General features: G+C 74.1%; 14 protein-coding genes. 7 read left to right on the plus strand and 7 right to left on the minus strand.

All coding sequences use genetic code 11. The annotated features are described in order from the left end of the window. Positions 1–176: 176 nt before the first annotated feature. From ASF35_RS09950 to nudC, 4 genes are read left to right on the plus strand one after another with little or no spacing between them, the layout of a single operon-like run. A complete protein-coding gene (locus ASF35_RS09950; RefSeq protein ID WP_055966626.1) occupies positions 177–488 on the plus strand; it encodes an MGMT family protein in 312 nt (103 codons plus the stop codon). Positions 489–519: 31 nt separating this feature from the next. After that, on the plus strand, positions 520–3807 hold the full coding sequence (locus tag ASF35_RS09955; RefSeq protein ID WP_055966629.1) for an ATP-dependent DNA helicase: 3288 nt from the start codon (positions 520–522) through the stop codon (positions 3805–3807). 2 nt (positions 3808–3809) lie between these two features. Then, positions 3810–6929 (plus strand): ATP-dependent DNA helicase, encoded by a 3120-nt coding sequence (locus ASF35_RS09960; RefSeq protein WP_055968461.1) that lies wholly within the window; start codon positions 3810–3812, stop codon positions 6927–6929. 32 nt (positions 6930–6961) lie between these two features. Next, a complete protein-coding gene (gene nudC / locus ASF35_RS09965; protein WP_055966635.1) occupies positions 6962–7837 on the plus strand; it encodes an NAD(+) diphosphatase in 876 nt (291 codons plus the stop codon). Positions 7838–8016: 179 nt separating this feature from the next. Here the strand turns inward: nudC and ASF35_RS09970 are convergent, their stop codons facing one another. Further along, the gene (locus tag ASF35_RS09970; protein ID WP_055966639.1) at positions 8017–8262 is read right to left on the minus strand and encodes a mycoredoxin; all 246 of its coding nucleotides are present in this window, start codon (positions 8260–8262) and stop codon (positions 8017–8019) included. A 173-nt stretch (positions 8263–8435) separates the two neighbouring features. Between ASF35_RS09970 and ASF35_RS09975 the strand changes: the two genes are divergently transcribed. Further along, on the plus strand, positions 8436–10478 hold the full coding sequence (locus ASF35_RS09975) for an ATP-dependent DNA helicase UvrD2 (RefSeq protein ID WP_055966642.1): 2043 nt from the start codon (positions 8436–8438) through the stop codon (positions 10476–10478). On the opposite strand, the gene ASF35_RS09980 is transcribed toward ASF35_RS09975, so the two are convergent. Beyond that, positions 10436–11353 carry a LysR family transcriptional regulator ArgP gene (locus tag ASF35_RS09980; RefSeq protein WP_055966645.1) on the minus strand — a complete coding sequence of 306 codons (918 nt, stop codon included), beginning with the start codon at positions 11351–11353 and terminating at the stop codon, positions 10436–10438. The genes ASF35_RS09975 and ASF35_RS09980 overlap by 43 nt on opposite strands. Positions 11354–11423: 70 nt before the next feature. Here ASF35_RS09980 and ASF35_RS09985 point away from each other — a divergent pair, with 70 nt between their 5' ends. Further along, positions 11424–12071: a LysE/ArgO family amino acid transporter gene (locus tag ASF35_RS09985; RefSeq protein WP_055968463.1), complete on the plus strand. Its 648-nt coding sequence runs from the start codon at positions 11424–11426 to the stop codon at positions 12069–12071. 55 nt (positions 12072–12126) lie between these two features. On the opposite strand, the gene ASF35_RS09990 is transcribed toward ASF35_RS09985, so the two are convergent. The 3 genes from ASF35_RS09990 to ASF35_RS18340 form a co-directional block, all read right to left on the minus strand. Further along, positions 12127–13515, minus strand: coding sequence for an AarF/ABC1/UbiB kinase family protein (locus ASF35_RS09990; protein WP_082480753.1), 1389 nt, complete (start codon positions 13513–13515; stop codon positions 12127–12129). A gap of 24 nt (positions 13516–13539) precedes the next feature. Next, a complete protein-coding gene (locus ASF35_RS09995; RefSeq protein ID WP_055966649.1) occupies positions 13540–14340 on the minus strand; it encodes a hypothetical protein in 801 nt (266 codons plus the stop codon). 81 nt (positions 14341–14421) lie between these two features. Next, positions 14422–14580: a DUF5679 domain-containing protein gene (locus ASF35_RS18340; RefSeq protein ID WP_164468777.1), complete on the minus strand. Its 159-nt coding sequence runs from the start codon at positions 14578–14580 to the stop codon at positions 14422–14424. Between the two features lie 484 nt (positions 14581–15064). Between ASF35_RS18340 and ASF35_RS10000 the strand changes: the two genes are divergently transcribed. Further along, positions 15065–15556 carry a YgjP-like metallopeptidase domain-containing protein gene (locus ASF35_RS10000; protein ID WP_235499138.1) on the plus strand — a complete coding sequence of 164 codons (492 nt, stop codon included), beginning with the start codon at positions 15065–15067 and terminating at the stop codon, positions 15554–15556. On the opposite strand, the gene ASF35_RS10005 is transcribed toward ASF35_RS10000, so the two are convergent. Together ASF35_RS10005 and ASF35_RS10010 are read right to left on the minus strand one after the other, a co-directional pair. Continuing rightward, a complete protein-coding gene (locus ASF35_RS10005; protein ID WP_055966662.1) occupies positions 15510–16064 on the minus strand; it encodes an NUDIX hydrolase in 555 nt (184 codons plus the stop codon). The two genes, ASF35_RS10000 and ASF35_RS10005, sit on opposite strands and share 47 nt — an antisense overlap. Further along, on the minus strand, positions 16061–17518 hold the full coding sequence (locus tag ASF35_RS10010) for a zinc-dependent metalloprotease (RefSeq protein ID WP_055966664.1): 1458 nt from the start codon (positions 17516–17518) through the stop codon (positions 16061–16063). Before ASF35_RS10010 ends, ASF35_RS10005 begins: the two co-directional genes overlap by 4 nt. Between the last annotated feature and the right edge of the window lie 88 nt (positions 17519–17606).

Here is a 17606-nt window from a genome sequence, read left to right on the forward strand (position 1 = left end):
AGCGACGCAGCCGCAAGGCACGACCCAGCTGGAGCAACGCAGCAACCGAAGTCCCACCTCGAGCGACGCAGCAGCAGCCGATGACCCACCTCGAGCGACGCAGCAGCAGGTCGAGCCCCAGCCGCACCGACGAAGCCGCAGGCCGATCGTGACCCGACGTCGGCGATGATCGACCCATGGACGAGGCCTACGTCGAGCGCGTGCTGAGCCTGGTGGAGCTGATCCCGCCGGGTCGCGTGCTGCCGTACGGGCGCGTCGCGGAGCTGCTCGCGGGCGGCTACGGGCCGCGCTACGTCGGGCGGATCATGTCGGCGCACGGCCACGCCGTCTGCTGGTGGCGAGTCCCACGCGCCGACGGCACCATGGTGCCGCCGCTCATGATCGAGGCGCAGGCGCACTGGGCCGACGAGGGGACGCCCGTGCGCAACGGCCGGGTGCACATGGTCGAGGCGCTGTGGACCGACGTCGATCCGGAGGGCACGGTCTGAGCGTGTCGGTGGTCTCTGCTCAGATGGTGGTGTGACCACGACCGAGTACCGCCTGCAGCGCGCCGGGGGCCCGGCGTCGGCAGGTCCCGCCGTGGTGCTCGACCCCAGCCAGCAGGCCGTGCTCGACCACGTCGCCACGACCGGCGGGCCGCTCCAGGTGCTCGCCGGCCCCGGCAGCGGCAAGACCACGACGCTGGTCGAGCTCGTGGCCCAGCGCGTGGAGTCCGGTGCGGTCCGCGCCGACGAGGTGCTCGTCCTCACCTTCAGCCGCGCCGCCGCGCAGGAGATCCGGGCCCGCATCGGGCGCCGGCTGGCCCGCACCACCTCCGCCACCTCGGCCATGACCTTCCACGCGTTCTGCTACGCCCTCGTGCGGGCCGAGCAGGACCTCGAGGAGTTCCGTCGGCCGGTCACCCTGCTCAGCGCACCCGAGCACGACGCCCGGCTGGCCGAGCTGCTCGACGGCACCGACCCCGAGAGCTGGCCGGTCCCGCTGCGCCAGGCGCTGCGCACGCGCGGCATGAGCACCGAGCTCCAGCGCCTGTTCGCCGCGGCGCGGGCGCAGGGACTCGACGCGGTCGACCTGCACGACATCGGCAGTGCGGCGGGCCGACCCGACTGGGTGGCCGCGTCGCTGTTCTTCGACGAGGTCACGGGTGTGGCCGCTCTCGAGGGCACCATCGACCACACCGACCTCGTGCACCACGCGGTCCGTCTGCTGGGCGACCCGGAGTGCCGCGACCGCTGGCGGCGTCGGCTCCGGCTCGTGGTGGTCGACGAGTTCCAGGACACCGACCCCCTGCAGGTCGAGCTGCTCCGGCGCCTGGCCGGCGACGGCCGCGACCTCGTGGTGGTCGGTGACCCCTACCAGTCCATCTACGGCTTCCGTGGGGCCGACGTGCGCGGCACGCTCGACTTCGGGGAGCGGTTCGCCACCGTCCGCGGGCCGGCCCCGGCGCTCACCCTGGCCCGCACCAACCGCTACGGCGCGGCGATCGCCGACGCCGTCAGGTCGGTCGTCGAGAACCGTGGGGTGTTCGGAGCGCTCGACGCCGACCGCTTCGAGGCCCTGCGGTCGCCGGCCACCGACCCGTCGCGCACGGGCGAGGTGCAGGTGCGCACCTTCACGTCGGCCACGGCCGAGGCCGAGCACGTAGCACTGCTGCTGCGCGAGGCCCACCTGGCGGCCGAGCCGCCGGTGCCGTGGGAGCGCATGGCCGTCCTGGTGCGGTCGGCCCCGCACCTCGACCGGCTGCACCGGGCGCTCAGCGCCGCAGGCGTCCCCGTCGACGTGGCGGGCGACGAGCTCCCGCTGGCCGTGGAGCCGGCGGTGCGTGCCCTGCTGGCCGGCCTGCACGCCGCCCAGGCCCTCATCGACCACGACGCCCTCGACCCCGAGGCCGCCACGGCGCTGCTCACCGGACCTCTCGGCGGTCTCGACGCCGCCGCGCTGCGTCGGCTCGGTCGGGTGCTGCGCACCGACGACACCGCCCGCAACGGCTCGCCCCGTGCGTCGCGAGTGCTGCTCGCCGAGGCGCTGGCCGACCCCCACCTGCTCGACACCCTGGTGGTCGAGGGCCCGGCGGCGTCGGCCGTCGAAGCCGCCCGTCGCGTGGCCCGACTGCTGTCCTCTGCCGTCGCCCTCGTGCGCGGCGGCGCCTCGGCCGAGGAGGTGCTGTGGGAGCTGTGGGACGGCACGTCGTGGCCGGCCCGCCTGCGCGCCGAGGCCGAGGGCGGCGGCGACGGTGCGGCGCGTGCGCACCACGACCTCGACGCGCTGTGCGCCCTGTTCGCCGAGGCGGCCCGGGCCGAGGAGCGCCAGGCGCACCGCGGCGTCCGCGAGGTCGTGCGCGCCCTCGAGGCCCAGCAGATCCCCGCCGGGACGCTCACCGGGGCGACCGACCTCGTGTCGGGGGTCCAGCTCATGACCGCGCACCGTTCCAAGGGCCTGGAGTGGGACCTCGTGGTCGTCGCCGGGGTGCAGGACGGCGAGTGGCCCGACACCCGGTTGCGCAGCAGCCTGCTGCAGCCCGACCGCCTGACCCGCGATGGCCTCGGACCGTACCCGTCGGTGCGCGAGGCGGTGGCCGAGGAGCGCCGCCTGTTCTACGTGGCGTGCAGTCGCGCGCGCGAGCACCTCGTGGTCACGGCGGTCGCCAGCGGCTCCGACGAGGGCGACCAGCCCTCGCGCTTCGTCGGCGAGCTGCACGCGCACCTGTCGGCAGCCGACGACCCGAGCGCCCGCCCGGCCCCGCGGACCCTTCCGCCGGCCGAGCACCGGCCGCGCCGAGCACTGTCGCTGCGGTCGGCCGTGGCCGAGCTGCGCCGCATCGGCGAGCACACCCGTGACCCCGACGAGCGTCGACGCGTGGCCGAGCAGCTGGCTCGGCTGTCCACCCACCCGGCCGGTCGTTCGGCGCACCCGTCCGCCTGGTGGGGCCTGGCCGAGCGCACCGAGTCCGACGCTCCGTGGCGTCCCGACGACCAACCCCTGCGGCTCTCGGGCAGCCAGGTCTCGGCCCTCATGCAGTGCCCGCTGCGGTGGTTCCTCGACCACGAGGCCCACGGCGCGCAGGCCACCACGAGTGCGCAGGGCTTCGGCTCCATCGTGCACGCCATCGCCGCCGACGTCGTGCGTTCGGGCCGCGAGCCCGATGCCGACGAGCTCGCCACGCATCTCGACGACGTCTGGGCCCAGCTCGACCTCCCGCCGTGGATCAGCGAGCGCGAACGCGGCGAGGCGGTGCAGGCGCTCGGCCGCTTCGTCCAGTGGCACCGCGACAACCCGCGCGACGTGCTGGCGGCGGAGCACCCGTTCGAGGTCGAGATCGAGGTCGAGGGGCGCGCCGTGGCGCTCAAGGGCTCGATGGACCGCGTCGAGAGGTCCGCCGACGGGGTCCACGTCGTCGACCTCAAGACCGGCAAGGGCTCGCCGTCGCGCGACGAGCTCGCCGAGCACCCCCAGCTGGGCCTGTACCAGCTGGTCGTCCAGCACGGCGCCACCCGGGACCTGGCCGGCGACGCGCCACCCGCCGGGGCCGAGCTGGTCCAGCTGCGCCAGGAGAGCCGGGGCGCCACCAAGGTCCAGCAGCAGGTTCCCCCACCCGCTGACGCGCCGTCCGACGCGCCGTTCTTCGCGGTGGAGCAGCTGCGTCGCAGCGTCCACACGCTCGTCCACGAGGAGGTCGCCGCCACCGAGGCCACCGGCGGCTGCGGGTACTGCCAGTTCACCCGGGTCTGTCCCGCCCACGACGCCGGCGCGTCGATCCTGGTCCGTGAGCACCGGCGCGCTGCCGCCGAGGAGGGGGAGTCGTCGTGACCATGCTCGTCCGCGACATCGACCACCTGCGCGAGCTCACCGGCATCCCGTTCTCGCAGCCCCAGGCCGACGCCATCACCGCCGGGCTCGACCGCCCGGGCGCGATCATCGCCGGCGCCGGGTCGGGCAAGACCACCGTCATGGCGGCGCGCGTGCTCTGGCTCGTGGGTCACGTCGGCATCGCGCCCGAGCGGATCCTCGGGCTCACCTTCACCAACAAGGCGGCCGCAGAGCTGGGGCAGCGCATCCGGGCCGACCTGGAGCACCTGCCGCACGACCCGCAGCAGCCCTGGGCCGACGCCACCGCGTCGACCTACCACGCCTTCGCCGGCTCCCTCATCGCCGAGCACGGCCTCCGCCTGGGCGTCGAGCCCGACCTGCGGGTCGTCACCGACGCCTCGCGCTTCCAGCGGGCGGCACGCGTGGTCAGCACCTACGACCGACCGCTCCAGAGGGTGAGCACGCACCTGCCCACGCTCGTCCAGGACGTCATGTCCCTCGACGCCCAGCTCTCGGAGCACCTCGTGGATCCGGCCGAGCTGCGCGACCACGACGCGGCCGTCATCGCCGAGTACGACGCCGTCGGCAAGCCGGCCCTGCTCCGCGACGCGGCCGCGGCGGCGCAGAAGCGCACCGAGCTGAGCCTCCTGGTCGAGGCGTACCGGTCCGCCAAGGCCAACGACGGGGTCATGGACTTCTCCGACCAGATGGCCTGGGGCGCGCAGCTGGCCGCGCTGCCCGAGGTGGGCCAGGCGCTGCGCGAGCGCTACGACGTCGTGCTGCTCGACGAGTACCAGGACACCTCGGTCGCGCAGCGCGACCTGCTCACGGCGCTCTTCGCGGGCCTGCCCGTCACCGCCGTGGGCGATCCCGCGCAGGGCATCTACGGCTGGCGGGGTGCTGCGGCCGGCAACCTCGAGGAGTTCCTCGACGACTTCCCGGCGGCCGACGGGTCGCGAGGACGGCAGTTCTCCCTCGTCGAGACCCGACGCTGCCCGCCGGAGGTGATCGACGCGGCGAACCACCTCGCCGCCCCCTTCTACGCCACGTCGTCGGTCGTCCAGCCGCTCACGTCGGCCGCGACGACGACCGGTCGGGTCGACGTCGCGCTGCACCGCACCGTCGACGACGAGATCGCCTCCATGGTCACCGAGATCGTCGCCGAGCACGAGGGTGGCCGGGCCTGGAGCGACATCGCGGTCCTGGTCCGCGTCGGCCGCGAGAACGGCGAGATCGTCAAGGCGCTGCGCGACGCGCACGTCCCGTTCGAGATCGTGGGCCTCTCCGGCCTGCTGGCCCAGCCCGAGGTGCTCGACGTGCTGTCGCTCCTGGAGGTCGTCGACGACGTCACCGCCAACCCGGCCCTGCTGCGCCTGCTCACCGGGCCGCGCTGGAACATCGGCCCGCGCGACCTCGCGCTGCTCGGCCGTCGTGCCGCCTCGCTGAGCGGGCGCACCCTGGGTCGCGACGACGACAGCACCCTCGCGCAGGAGCTCGCCCGGGCGGTCGAGGGCACCGACCCCACCGAGGTGGTCGCGCTGGCCGAGGCCCTCGACGACCCGGGCGACCTGCCGTACGACCCGCGTGCGCGCCACCGGTTCGCCGACCTCGCGCGCGTGGTCCACCGGGTCAGGTCCCACGTCGGGGAGCCGCTGCTCGACCTGGCACGCCGAGCCGTGCGTGCCCTCGACCTCGACATCGAGCTCGAGGCGGGAGAGGTCGAGGGTGCCGCCGACAACCTGGCCACCTTCCTCGACGCGGTGGCCGACTACGCCGCGAGCGACCGCTACGCGTCGCTGACCGGACTCGTGGCCTACCTCCAGGCCGAGAACGAGTTCAACGAGGGCATGGACGTCACGACCCCCTCGGAGTCCGACTCCGTCAAGCTGCTCACGATCCACCGGGCGAAGGGCCTGGAGTGGGGTGCGGTGTTCGTGCCGCTCGTGAGCGACGGGGTGTTCCCCTCGGGACGGGGTCGGTCCAGCTGGCTGACCAACGGCTCGGTCCTGCCGTACCCGCTGCGCGGCGACGCAGGCTCGCTCGCTCCGCTGGCGGAGTGGACCCCGGCCGCGGGCAAGGAGTTCGATGCGCGACGCAAGGCCGACTCCCTCGGGGAGGAGCTCCGGCTGGGCTACGTGGCGTACACGCGCGCCAAGCAGCGGGTCGTCGTGAGCGGTCACTGGTGGGGGCGCACGCAGAAGAAGCCGCGCGGACCGTCGGACTTCCTGGTGCGCACCCGCGACCACCTGGCCGGCCTCGGGGTCGAGCCGCTGGTCTGGGCCGATCCGCCCCCCGACGACGAGACCAACCCCCACCTCGTGCTGTCCGACGGCATCGCCTGGCCGGTGGAGCCGCCACCGGTCGACGGCCGTCGCGCGCTGGCCCGCGAGGTGGAGGTGGTGCTGGCCTCGTCCGCCGAGCCGACGGCCGAGCTCCCCGTCCCGGGCGATCGGGTGGCCGAGCTGTCCCAGGAGATCGACCTGCTCCTGGCCGAGGCCGACGCGGCCGCGTCGGCGGAGCGGCCGGTGCCACTGCCGCCCACGCTCTCGGCCACCGCCGTGCTGGCCCTGGCCGACGACGAGTCGGCGTTCGCGCGCTCGCTCGCACGGCCCATGCCTCGACGGCCTTCGGCCGCCGCACGCTTCGGCACCCGGTTCCACGCGTGGATCGAGGCCCACTACGGCCAGCAGCCGCTGCTCGACCCCGCCGACCTGCCCGGACAGGGCGACGTCGAGATCAGCGACGACGCCGAGCTCGACGAGGTCATCGCGTTGTTCGAGGCCGGACCGTTCGGCCAGCGCACGCCGCACAGGGTCGAGGCGCCCTTCTCGTTGCTGCTCGGCGGTCAGCAGGTGGTGGGGCGGATCGACGCGGTGTTCTCGACGTCGACCCCCGAGGGCCCCGGCTTCGAGGTCGTGGACTGGAAGACCAACCGGCGGGCCGACGCCGACCCGCTCCAGCTCAGCCTCTACCGGTTGGCGTGGGCCGAGCTGCACGACGTCGACCCGGCGCGCGTGTCCGGGGCGTTCTACTACGTGCGACTCGGTGAGGTCGTGCGGTTCGCGCCCGAGGAGCTGCTCGACCGCGCTGCGCTCGAGACGCTCCTCGCGCCTGGCGTGTGAGCCGCCGAGCCGACCCCACCTAGGCTGTCGGGGTGAGTGATCCCGCACCGTTCGCCTTCGACCGCGCCCGCCACGACCGTGCCGGCCACCTGCGTGCCCACGACGCGTGGGACGGCCCCGACGTCGAGGTCCTGGTGCTCGGCGGCGAGCACGTGGCCACCGTCGACGGGCCCGCACTGCGGTGGCTCCCGCGCGACGAGGCGCCCGACGGCACGTGGATCTTCCTGGGTGAGCAGGACGGCGTCCGCCGCGCAGCCGTCGTGGTCGACCGGGTCCCCGCCGACCTGGTGCCGGTCAGCGTCCGGGTGCTGGCGCCGCTGCTGGGCGCCGACGAGCTGTCGGTGGCCGTGCACGCGGTGGGCATGGCCCGGTGGCTGGCGGCCACCCCCTTCTGCCCCCGTTGTGGCGGGGCCACGCAGGTCCAGGCCGCGGGCCACCTGCGGCACTGCACCCAGTGCGGGACGAACCACTTCCCGCGCACGGATCCCGCCGTGATCATGCTGGTGACCGACGACCGGGACCGGGCCCTCCTCGGCCACCAGGCGACGTGGCCCGAGGGGCGATGGTCCACGCTGGCGGGCTTCGTGGAGCCGGGGGAGAGCCTCGAGGACGCCGTGCGGCGCGAGGTCCACGAGGAGGCCGGCGTGGTCGTCGGCGAGGTCGCCTATGGCGGGAGCCAGCCGTGGCCGTTCCCCGCGAGCCTGATGCTCGGGTTCTTCGCCAAGGCCGTCACCACGGACATCGAGGTCGACGGTGTGGAGCTCGGCGCGGCGCAGTGGGTCACGCGCGAGGAGCTGCGCGCCCAGGGTGAGGCCGGCACGCTGCTGCTGCCTCCGAGCGGCGTCTCGATCTCGAGCTGGCTCATCGAGACGTGGTACCAGGGGCCGTTGCCGGCTGCCTGGTTCTGACCGGCCGACACCCCACGCGGCCGGCAACGGCACGCGACGGTCGCGACTCCGCTCGCAGGGCTCGCGGGTGTCGCCACCATCGCTCCCCGCGCTGACGCGCGGCCCTGCTCGTCGCGCTGCCGCGCGCCGTGGGGTCCGTTCGTGGCCCGCTCGAGCTTCGAGGAGCAGTCAGGGGTGGTTCAGACGCCGAGCTGGGCCTTGACCTGGGCGACGGAGGGGTTGGTCAGGGCGGTGCCGTCGGCGAAGACCAGCGTGGGCACGGTCTGGTTGCCGTTGTTGGCCTTCTCGACCACCGCTGCGGCCTCGGGCTGGGCCTCGATGTCGACCTCGGCGAAGTTGGTGATGCCCTCGCGCTGCAGCTGCGACTTGAGGCGGTGGCAGTAGCCGCACCACGGGGTCGAGTAGAGGGTGAAGTCGCCGGTCATCGTTGTCTCCTGTGACGTCTAGGGTGGTCCTGTCGAGTCAACGATCTCGCGCCCCGCGACATTCCACCTCCCCACTGTGGCGAGCGCGGTCGCCGGCTCCCGCGAGCGACCCGCTCGACGTCACCAGCTCGACCACACCGAACCGACCATCGACCGACCCGCAGGAGCGTGCGTTGCCCACCCCCGAGGACCTCCTGGAGAACCTCGACCCCGAGCAGCGGGCCGCCGCCACCGCGCTGCGGGGGCCGGTCTGCATCGTGGCCGGTGCCGGCACGGGCAAGACCCGGGCCATCACCCACCGCATCGCCTACGGCGTGGCCACGGGCCTGTACGTGCCCACCGAGGTGCTGGCCCTGACCTTCACGACCCGCGCCGCCGGCGAGATGCGGGGTCGCCTCGCGCAGCTGCAGGCGCCGGGGGTGCAGGCGCGCACCTTCCACTCGGCCGCGCTGCGCCAGGCGCGCTACTTCTGGCCGCAGGTCTACGGCACCGAGCTCCCCGAGATCGTCGCCTCCAAGTTCGGTCTGGTCGCCGAGGCCGCCAACCGCGAAGGCATCCGGCGCCCCGACAACGCCGTCATCCGCGACCTCGCCGCCGAGGTGGAGTGGGCCAAGGTCAGCAACGTCCGTGGCACCGACTACCCCGACGTCGCACGACGCCGGGGTCGCGAGGTCGCCGACCTCGACCCCACCCGCGTCGCGGCCGTCATGAGCGCCTACGAGGACGTCAAGCGCGAGCGGGGGCGCATCGACTTCGAGGACATCCTGCTCATCACCGCGGCGATCCTCGCCGACGACGAGCGCATCGCCGCCCAGGTCCGACGGCAGTACCGCTGGTTCGTGGTCGACGAGTACCAGGACGTCAACCCGCTGCAGTCCACGCTGCTCGACCTGTGGCTCGGTGGCCGCGACGACGTGTGCGTCGTGGGTGACCCGCGGCAGACGATCTACACGTTCGCCGGCGCCTCGCCGCGCATCCTCGGGGACTTCGCGCAGCGCTACCCCGACGCCGAGCGGATCCAGCTGGTGCGCAACTACCGCTCCACGCCGCAGGTGGTGGCCGTCGCGAACGCGGTGTTCCAGGGGGCCGCGGGCGAGGCGCACGGCCGACCGCTGCAGTCGCAGGCCGCGCCAGCGGAGCCCGTCCGCTACCTCGGCCACAACGACGAGCCGAGCGAGGCCGCGTCGGTGGCCGACGAGATCGTGCGTCTTCACCGCTCGGGCGTGCCGTACCGCGAGATGGCGGTGCTGTTCCGCATCAACGCGCAGTCCGAGGCGTTCGAGGAGGCCTTCGGCGAGCGCGACATCCCCGTCACCCTGCGCGGGGTCGAGGGGTACTTCCAGCGTGCCGAGGTCCGTCAGGCGGTCACGCTGCTGCGCGGTGCGGCGCGAGCCGGCGACGACGGCACCGACGCCACCACCGATGCCGGGTCACCGGACCACGGACGTCTCGGCCACGAGGTGCGCGCGGTGCTGGCGAGCATGGGCCACACCGAGACGGCGCCGTCCGGCAGCGGCGCCACCCGCGACCGGTGGGAGTCGCTGCACGCGCTCGTCACCATGGCCGACGACCTCGCCGAGGCCCGCGGTGACGCCACGTTGGCCGATCTCCTGGCCGACCTCGAACGACGTGCCCAGGCGTCGCACGCACCCACGGCCGAGGGCGTCACGCTGGCCACCCTCCACGCCGCGAAGGGCCTGGAGTGGGATGCCGTGTTCTGCGTCGGCATGCACGAGGGCATGCTCCCGATCGTCCACGCCGACACGCCCGAGGGGGTGGCCGAGGAGCGCCGACTGTTCTACGTCGGCGTCACCCGCGCACGCCGCCACCTGACGATCTCCTGGTCGCGGGCCCGCAAGCCCGGCGGACGTCAGGGCCGCAAGCCCACCCGCTTCCTCGATCCTCTGCTGCCGCCGGACCACCCGTCCCGCGGCGGCACGGTGGGCCCGCGCCCCAAGAAGCGCACCAACACCGAGCTCGAGGCGCTCGACCCGGCCGACCGCGCCCTGTTCGACCGGCTCAAGCAGTGGCGGAGCGAGCAGGCGGCCGAGGCCAAGGTGCCGGCCTACGTCGTGTTCACCGACGCCACGCTGCTCGCGCTGGTGGAGCTGCGCCCGCGCGACGAGCGCGGACTCGTGGGCATCCCCGGCATCGGCCAGACCAAGCGCGAGCGCTACGGCGAGGGCGTGCTGGCGGTGCTCAGCGCGTCGGAATAGCCGAGCGCGAGGGTCGAGCGAGCGGTCCCCACCACGGCGTCGGTGAGCCCGTCGAGCAGTGCCGAGGGTGTGCGCCACCGTTGCCACCACAGGACGGTGCGCATCGTCGGACCGCCCAGGTCCACCAGGAGCGGGTGCTCCCGCGCGTGCTGTCGCGGCACCAAGCCCCAGCCGAGGCCGAGCGCGACCGCGCGGGTGAAGTCGTGCGACGAGGGGACCAGGTGGCGCGGCGTGGCATCGGCATCGACGTCACGCGTGGTGAGCCAGTCCCGCTGGAGCGTGTCGGTGCGGTCGTAGTCGACGCGCGGGGCCTGCCGGAGGGCCGCGGCGTCGACGCCGTCCGGCGCCCAGCGTCGGACCCACGACGGCGCGGCCATGGCGCGGTACTCGATCGCACCGAGCGGTTCGACACGGCACCCGGGAACGGGGTCGCTCTGCGCGGTGATCGCCGCGACGACCGTGCCGTCCTCGAGCATCCCGGCGGTCCGGCTCTGGTCCTCGCGGTGCAGCTCGACCTCCACGTCGTGCGAGGCGGTGAACGCGGCCAGGGCATCGAGGAACCAGGTGGCCAGCGAGTTGGCGTTGACGGCCACCGCCAGGTGCGGTCGACGTGGGCCGGTCAGACCGAGCTCGGTCGCGACGTCCTGGTCCAGCAGGGCGACACGACGGGCGTACCGCAGGACGGCCTCGCCGGCATCGGTCGCCCTGACGGGAGTGCTACGGACGAGCAGCCTCTGCCCGAGCGCCTGCTCGAGCGCCTTGACCCGCTGGCTCACCGCCGACGGGGTCACGTGCAGCTGACGCGCCGCGGCGTCGAAGGTCCCGGCGTCGACGACCGCCGCCACGGTCCAGGCGGCCACGGGGTCGGTCCACATGAAGCAAGTCTAATGACACTGCAGGATTCTTCGCTGTACCTGAGGATCGATCCTCCCTAGCGTGGACGTCATGACCAGCCTTCTCGCGGGACTCGGCACCGGGCTCGCGCTCATCGTGGCCATCGGCGCACAGAACGCGTTCGTGCTGCGCCAGGGCCTGCGCCGCGAGCACGTGGGCCTCGTGGTGGCCGTGTGCGCGGCCTCCGACCTCGTGCTCATCGGCGTCGGCGTGACCGGCCTCGGTCGCGTGGTCGACGCCGTGCCGTGGTTCGTCGACGCAGCGCGGTGGGGTGGCGCGGCCTTCCTGGCGGGGTACGCGGTCCTCGCGGCACGGCGGGCCCTGTCCTCGAGCGGCGAGGCGCTCGAGGTCGGCGCGGGAGCGGCGTCCTCGGACGCCGACCGGGCCACCGGGGCGCTGAAGGTGCGCTCCTCCGCCACCCGCGTGGCGGCGACCGCCCTCGCGCTGACGTGGCTGAACCCGCACGTCTACCTCGACACGGTGGTGCTCCTCGGCTCGGTGGCCGCCTCCCACGGGGGGAGCCGCCTCTGGTTCGCGGTCGGCGCGATGACGGCGAGCGTGCTCTGGTTCGGTGGCCTCGGGTACGGGGCGCGGCACCTCGGCCGATGGCTGCGGGACGCGAGGGCCTGGCGGATCCTCGACGGGGTGATCGCCTGCCTGATGCTCGTGCTGGCCGTCACGCTGGTCGTCGGAGGCTGAGGGGTCGAACGGATCCCTCAGGGCGGTGGGGCCGAGCCGGGTCGACCGGGCCCGGTCACTCGGGCGGTGCCCACGAGGAGGGGACGAACCCCGGGACGGACTCCTCCAGGATCGAGCGGAACGGGGCGGTGGCACCGAGCTGGCAGAGCACGCCGACGCCGCCGATCCACACCCGGTGGATCAGCAGGTACTCCGGCGGCAGGTTGATCTTCAGCGACGTCGACATGCCCTCGCCGCCGAGACCCACCCGGGTGGCCTGGTCGCGCAGCCAGGCCCGCGAGAAGGTGAACTCCTCGGCCACGGCGGGCTCGACGAACGGCGCGACGTAGGCGGCCATCACCTCGGGGTCGATCTTCGTGCCGGGCCGCAGGAATCCCTCGCCGCGCAGACCGTCGGTCACCGCCTCGGCATCACCGGAGACGGCGGCCGTGAGCAGCGGTCCCAGGGCGCGGGGGAGCCCGTCGGGGAGGTGGGCGACCGCACCGAAGTCGACGATCCCCAGGCGCCCGTCGGGCAGGATCCGGAAGTTGCCGGGGTGCGGATCGGCGTGCAGCATGCCCACGCGATCGGGGCTCGCGAGCAGGAACCGCACGTACCGCGAACCGTAGAGGTCGCGGTCGGCCTGGCTGCCGGAGCGGATCAGCTCGGCGAGCGAGCTCGTGCTCTCCATCCACTCGCTCACGAGCACGCGCTCGGTGCCGTCGACGACGGCCGGGACCATGAGGTCGGGGTCGTCGCGGTACTCCTCGTGGAAGCGCTGCTGCGCCGTGGCCTCGAGCCGGTAGTCGAGCTCCTCGACCACCCGCTCCTCCAGCTCGGCGAGGAGGGCCTTGACGTCGATGCCCGGTGCGAGGACACCGAGGAGCCGCGAGATCCTCGAGAGCTGGCGCAGGTCCGACCGCAGTGCCTTCGCCGCACCCGGGTACTGGATCTTGACGGCGACCTCGCGGCCGTCGTGCCAGCGCCCGCGGTGCACCTGACCGATGGACGCGGCCGCGGCCGGCTGGTCACCGATCTCCACGAGCCGCTCCCGCCAGTCCTCGCCCAGCTCGGCGACGAGCTGGCGGTGCACGACGGCCACGGGCATCGGCGGCGCGGCGTCCTGGAGCTTGGTGAGGGTCTCGCGGTAGGGCGCGGCGATCTCCTCGGGGAGGGCGGCCTCGAAGATGCTCATGGCCTGGCCGACCTTCATCGCCCCGCCCTTGAGCTGACCGAGCACGGTGAACACCTGCTCAGCGGTGCGGCGCTGCACCTCGGTGACCACGGCGTCGGCGGGAGCACCGCCGATGCGACGTCCGACGCCGAGGGCCGTCCGCCCCGCGAAGCCCACGGGGAGGGCCGCGAGCCTGGCCCCACGCGTGAAGGCACCGACAGGCAGTGACGAGCGCGAGCGTCGGCTCGAACCACCGTCGGTGGGCTCGACCTCGTCCTCGTCATGGGTCACGACCTCAGGATAGGTCGATCGTCCTCACTCGGCCCGGTGCAGGAGGCTCGTGCAGCCCTCGTGGACGAGGACGGCTTCGTGCTCGAGCCGCCTGCCACCGAGGTGCAGCACCGCTCCCACCGTCTCGGGCCGGCGGCGCTCGGCCCACGCGAGGGTCTGCTCGGCCGCGAGTGCGGCGGCCCGGAGCACCAGGCTCGTGGCCGGACGAGGTGGTGGAGCCGGGACGAGGGGCCGGCCGAGCTGGGGGAGCGTGGCACGCCACGCCGGGTCCCACGCGGCACGCGCCGCGTCGTGGCAGCCGAGGCACGGTGTGCGACCGGCGAGCGTGAGCGGACCCAGGCGCCCCCAGTCGTCACCGAGCACGAGCGGGAGGACCGGCACGCCGGTCTCGACGGCGCGTGCCACCCAGCCGCGCGGCGGCTCGCCCGCCGCTACCAGCACGAGGAGCGCCGACGCGTCGGACGGGTCGGGGCGCAGTCCGAGGTCGTCGAGGGCGGTCCGGACGAGAGCCGCCGCCCTCTGGCTGCCGCCCCAGGCCTGCACGCGCAGCGTGAGTGCCGGGGGAGCAGTGGGCGGGTGCGGGTCGAGTGCTCCTCGCGCCACGAGCTCGTTGACCACGGCGGTCACGTCGTCGACGAGCTCGGGCACCCGTTCCGACGCCAGGCGGGCGAGCGCGTCGAGCCCGCGCCCGTCGAGCAGGCGCAGCAGCTGCACGAGTCCGGGCCGGTCGGGAACCAGGACACCCGGCCGCCCACCGACCACGAGGGTGCGGGCGTCCCGACGGACGACGTCGCCACCGGGAGGCAGGACGGGCCGCAGCTGCATGGCCCCAGCCTGCCGAGCGCACCCGGACCTGACGAGGCCGACGTCCACAGCGGACGCGGCCGAGCCGGCGCAGGGTTCGGCTCAGGCCTTGCCGAGGATGCGGTTCAGCTTGGTGCCGCACTCCGGGCAGGTGCCCTTCGCCATCCGGGTGCCCTTCTCGCTGACGACGACGTCGCCCGTGGCCTCGCGCTTGTCCTTGCACTTGACGCAGTAGAACTCGCCGCTCCAGGTCTCCGACATGGCTGCCTCCCGTGGGTGTGGTGCTCGTCACACGCACTCTAGCGGCCACTCGGTCCGGGAGCCTCGGGTCGCAGCCAGGGCGAGTCCCCGGCGGGCCTGGACGGTGGCGCCGGGGCGGGTTTCGAACCGGGCTCGCGGGGGGCGGAGGCGGACATGGAGCAGCCGGGCTCCCGAGGGGGTCTGCCTTCCCCTGCGGACCGTGTTCGGGAGCCCGGCTGAGGGACAACGTAGGGGTCGGGGGAGTCGGCGTCAACCGATCTGCGGAACTGGTTGTCCACTCCTGTGGACAAGGTTGTGGGGAACGTGTGGGGATCGCCGGAGAGGGGTGTGGACGGCCGGTGGACAGACCGCCGTCGGACGGTGCACGTACCGGTGGCGAGCCGCCGGCCCAGCCCTCTGACCTGCGCGGAGTCCCACGCGAGCGGCCGGGGTCCTGTGGACGGAAAGATCCTCGTCCGTGGAGTCGTGCCCTACCGTGCTCGACGTGGGCGAGGTGGAGATCAGGCGCAGTGCGCGACGTCGGCGGACCATCCAGGCGTACCGCGACGGCGACCGGACGATCGTGCTCGTGCCGGCGCACCTCACCCCCGAGCAGGAGCGCGAGGAGGTGGCCCGTCTCGTCGCGCGCCTCGACGCCCGAGCCGAGCGGTCACCGCGCAGCGACGCCGCCCTCATGGCGCGGGCGCTCGAGCTCTCCGAGCGGTACCTGGACGGCCGTGCCCGACCCACGTCGGTGCGGTGGGTCACGAACCAGAGCACGCGCTGGGGCTCGTGCACTGCGTCCACCGGGGCCATCCGCATCTCCCACCGGGTCCGGGACATGCCCGACTACGTCGTCGACCACGTGGTCCTGCACGAGCTCGCGCACCTCGTGGAGGCCAACCACTCACGGCGGTTCTGGGCGCTCCTCGAGGGCTACCCCCACGCGGTCAAGGCCGAGGGGTTCCTCGAAGGCGTGTCCTGGCAGCAGCGATGAGGGCGAGCGTGTCGGCGTCGGTCGGCTCCACGGCCTCGTCCACGCCGAACCAGCGCACCGGGTCCTCGCCCTCGGCCACCACGGGCTCGGCCCCGACCGGCGCCACGGCGAGCAGCTGCACGTCGAGGTGGTGTCCGCCGGGGGAGCAGAACGGCACGGCGTGGCGCGACAGCCTGAGCGGGACGGGATCCAGCCGCAGCCCCTCGATGCCGGTCTCCTCGAGTGCCTCACGAGCGCCAGCACCGACGACGTCGACGTCCTCCGGCTCGCAGTGACCGCCGGTCTGCAGCCACAACCCGGCCTTGGCGTGCCGCACGAGCAGCACGCGCTCGGCGTCGGCCGTGATCACCAGGGCGCTCACGGTCACATGGTCGGGGCGGCACGAGCGCAGCATGCCGTCGGGTGCTGTCGCCAGGTGCTCCAGGTACCGCAGGCGGAGCGCCTCCTGGTCGCCGTCGGGCGCCGTCCACGCCTCGAGGGTGTGGACGGCACTGGTGTGCAGGCTCACCGCTCGTCGTCGGGCGAGGAGTCGGGCTCCTGCGACAGCAGCTCGTCGAGCGCCGCGTCGAAGCCGTCGTCGGCCGTCTCGCCGCTGGCGAAGCCCAGCGGGTCGTCGAGGTCGGCCGCCGTGGGCATGAGGTCGGGGTGGGTCCAGGCCGCGTCGCGAGCCGCCGGTCCCTGACGGTCGCGGACGGCGGCCCAGAGGTTGGCCGCGTCGCGCAGTCGCCGGGGGCGGAGCTCGAGCCCCACCAGGGAGGCGAAGGTCTGCTCGGCCGGCCCGCCGGTGGCGCGACGACGTCGGACGGCCTCGGCGAGGGCCGGGGCCGACGGCATGTCGGCGGCGGCCTGCGCGACGACCTCGTCGACCCAGCCCTCGACGAAGGCCAGCAAGGTCTCGAGCCGATCGACGGCGTGCTGCTGGCCGGGCGTGCGCTTGGGCTCGAACAGCCCACCCTGCATGGCCTCGGCGATCGCCTCGGGCCGGGTGGGATCGATCTCGCGCACCTGAGCCTCGATGGCCTCGACGTCGATCCGGGTGCCGCTGCCGAACTCGTCGATCGCGCCGACCAGGGCCTGCTCGAGCCACGGTGCGTGGGCGAACAGACGGTGGTGCGCGCACTCACGGAGGGTGACGTGGAGCAGCACGTCGGCCGGGGAGTGCTCCAGGCCCTCGCCGAAGGCCGCCACGTTGTGCGGCAGCACGGCCGCCACGCCGCGGGGGCCCATCGGCAGACCGATGTCGGTGGACGACAGGACCTCGGTGGCGAGTCCGGCGAGCCCCTGGCCGATCTGCTGGGCGAACATGGCGCTGCCGGCCTGGTTGAGGATGCCGATGAGGGGTCCGGCCATCGCGCGGGCCTCCTCGGGGATGGCCTGACCGATCGCGCCGACGACGTTGTCGGCGATCGGCTCGACGAGGCGACGCCACGACGTGCCGGTGGCCTCGATCCACTCCGCGCGGCTCCAGGCGGCGGACGAGGTGGCGGCGGCGGGGACGTCGGTGACGCGGTCGAGCCAGGACTCGGCCAGGCGCACCGCGTCGGCGACGGCGCCCACCTGGCCCCCGTGCGGGGCCGGGTCGGGGCCGGCGGCGGCCACGGCCTTGCGCGCCACGTCGCGGGCGGTGCCGAAGTCAACGGACCCGTCCGATCCCGCTCCGCTGAACATCTGCTGCATCTGGCCGAAGAGCGCGCTCAGGTCCGGGGTCTGGCCGCCGAAGCCGGCCGCCGGGCCGCCCGCACCCGGAGCACCGCCCATCGATCCGCCGAGGGCACCGAAGATCTGCTCGAGCGGGGTTCCGGCGAAGGGGTTCTGGCCGGCAGGACCGGGATCAGGAGAGCCGGAGCCGGTGGGCTCCGGGCCGAAGCGGGGCTGCCTGGACGCCCCGCCAGGCGTGCTGTCGGGCTGGGGGTCCCGCGGGTCCTCGTCGGCGTCGTCGCGGTCGTCAGGATGGTCGGCCATGACGCCAGGGTATCGAGAGGGCCCACGTCCTCGACGTCTCGCGCAACGGTGTGGTCTCGAGGTCCGGGGCCGTCGGCGTGCTCGGGCG

Origin of the sequence: Aeromicrobium sp. Leaf291, from assembly GCF_001423365.1 — a bacterium.
GTDB lineage: Bacteria > Actinomycetota > Actinomycetes > Propionibacteriales > Nocardioidaceae > Aeromicrobium.

Bases quoted from the DNA above. Each gene is read 5' to 3' on its own strand.
- ASF35_RS09980 (WP_055966645.1), bottom strand. From the start codon at position 11,353: ATGTGGACCGACCCCGTGGCCGCCTGGACCGTGGCGGCGGTCGTCGAC.
- ASF35_RS09950 (WP_055966626.1), top strand. From the start codon at position 177: ATGGACGAGGCCTACGTCGAGCGCGTGCTGAGCCTGGTGGAGCTGATC.
- ASF35_RS09995 (WP_055966649.1), bottom strand. From the start codon at position 14,340: ATGCAGCTGCGGCCCGTCCTGCCTCCCGGTGGCGACGTCGTCCGTCGG.
- ASF35_RS09970 (WP_055966639.1), bottom strand. From the start codon at position 8,262: ATGACCGGCGACTTCACCCTCTACTCGACCCCGTGGTGCGGCTACTGC.
- ASF35_RS18340 (WP_164468777.1), bottom strand. From the start codon at position 14,580: ATGTCGGAGACCTGGAGCGGCGAGTTCTACTGCGTCAAGTGCAAGGAC.
- ASF35_RS10010 (WP_055966664.1), bottom strand. From the start codon at position 17,518: ATGGCCGACCATCCTGACGACCGCGACGACGCCGACGAGGACCCGCGG.
- ASF35_RS09960 (WP_055968461.1), top strand. From the start codon at position 3,810: ATGCTCGTCCGCGACATCGACCACCTGCGCGAGCTCACCGGCATCCCG.
- ASF35_RS09985 (WP_055968463.1), top strand. From the start codon at position 11,424: ATGACCAGCCTTCTCGCGGGACTCGGCACCGGGCTCGCGCTCATCGTG.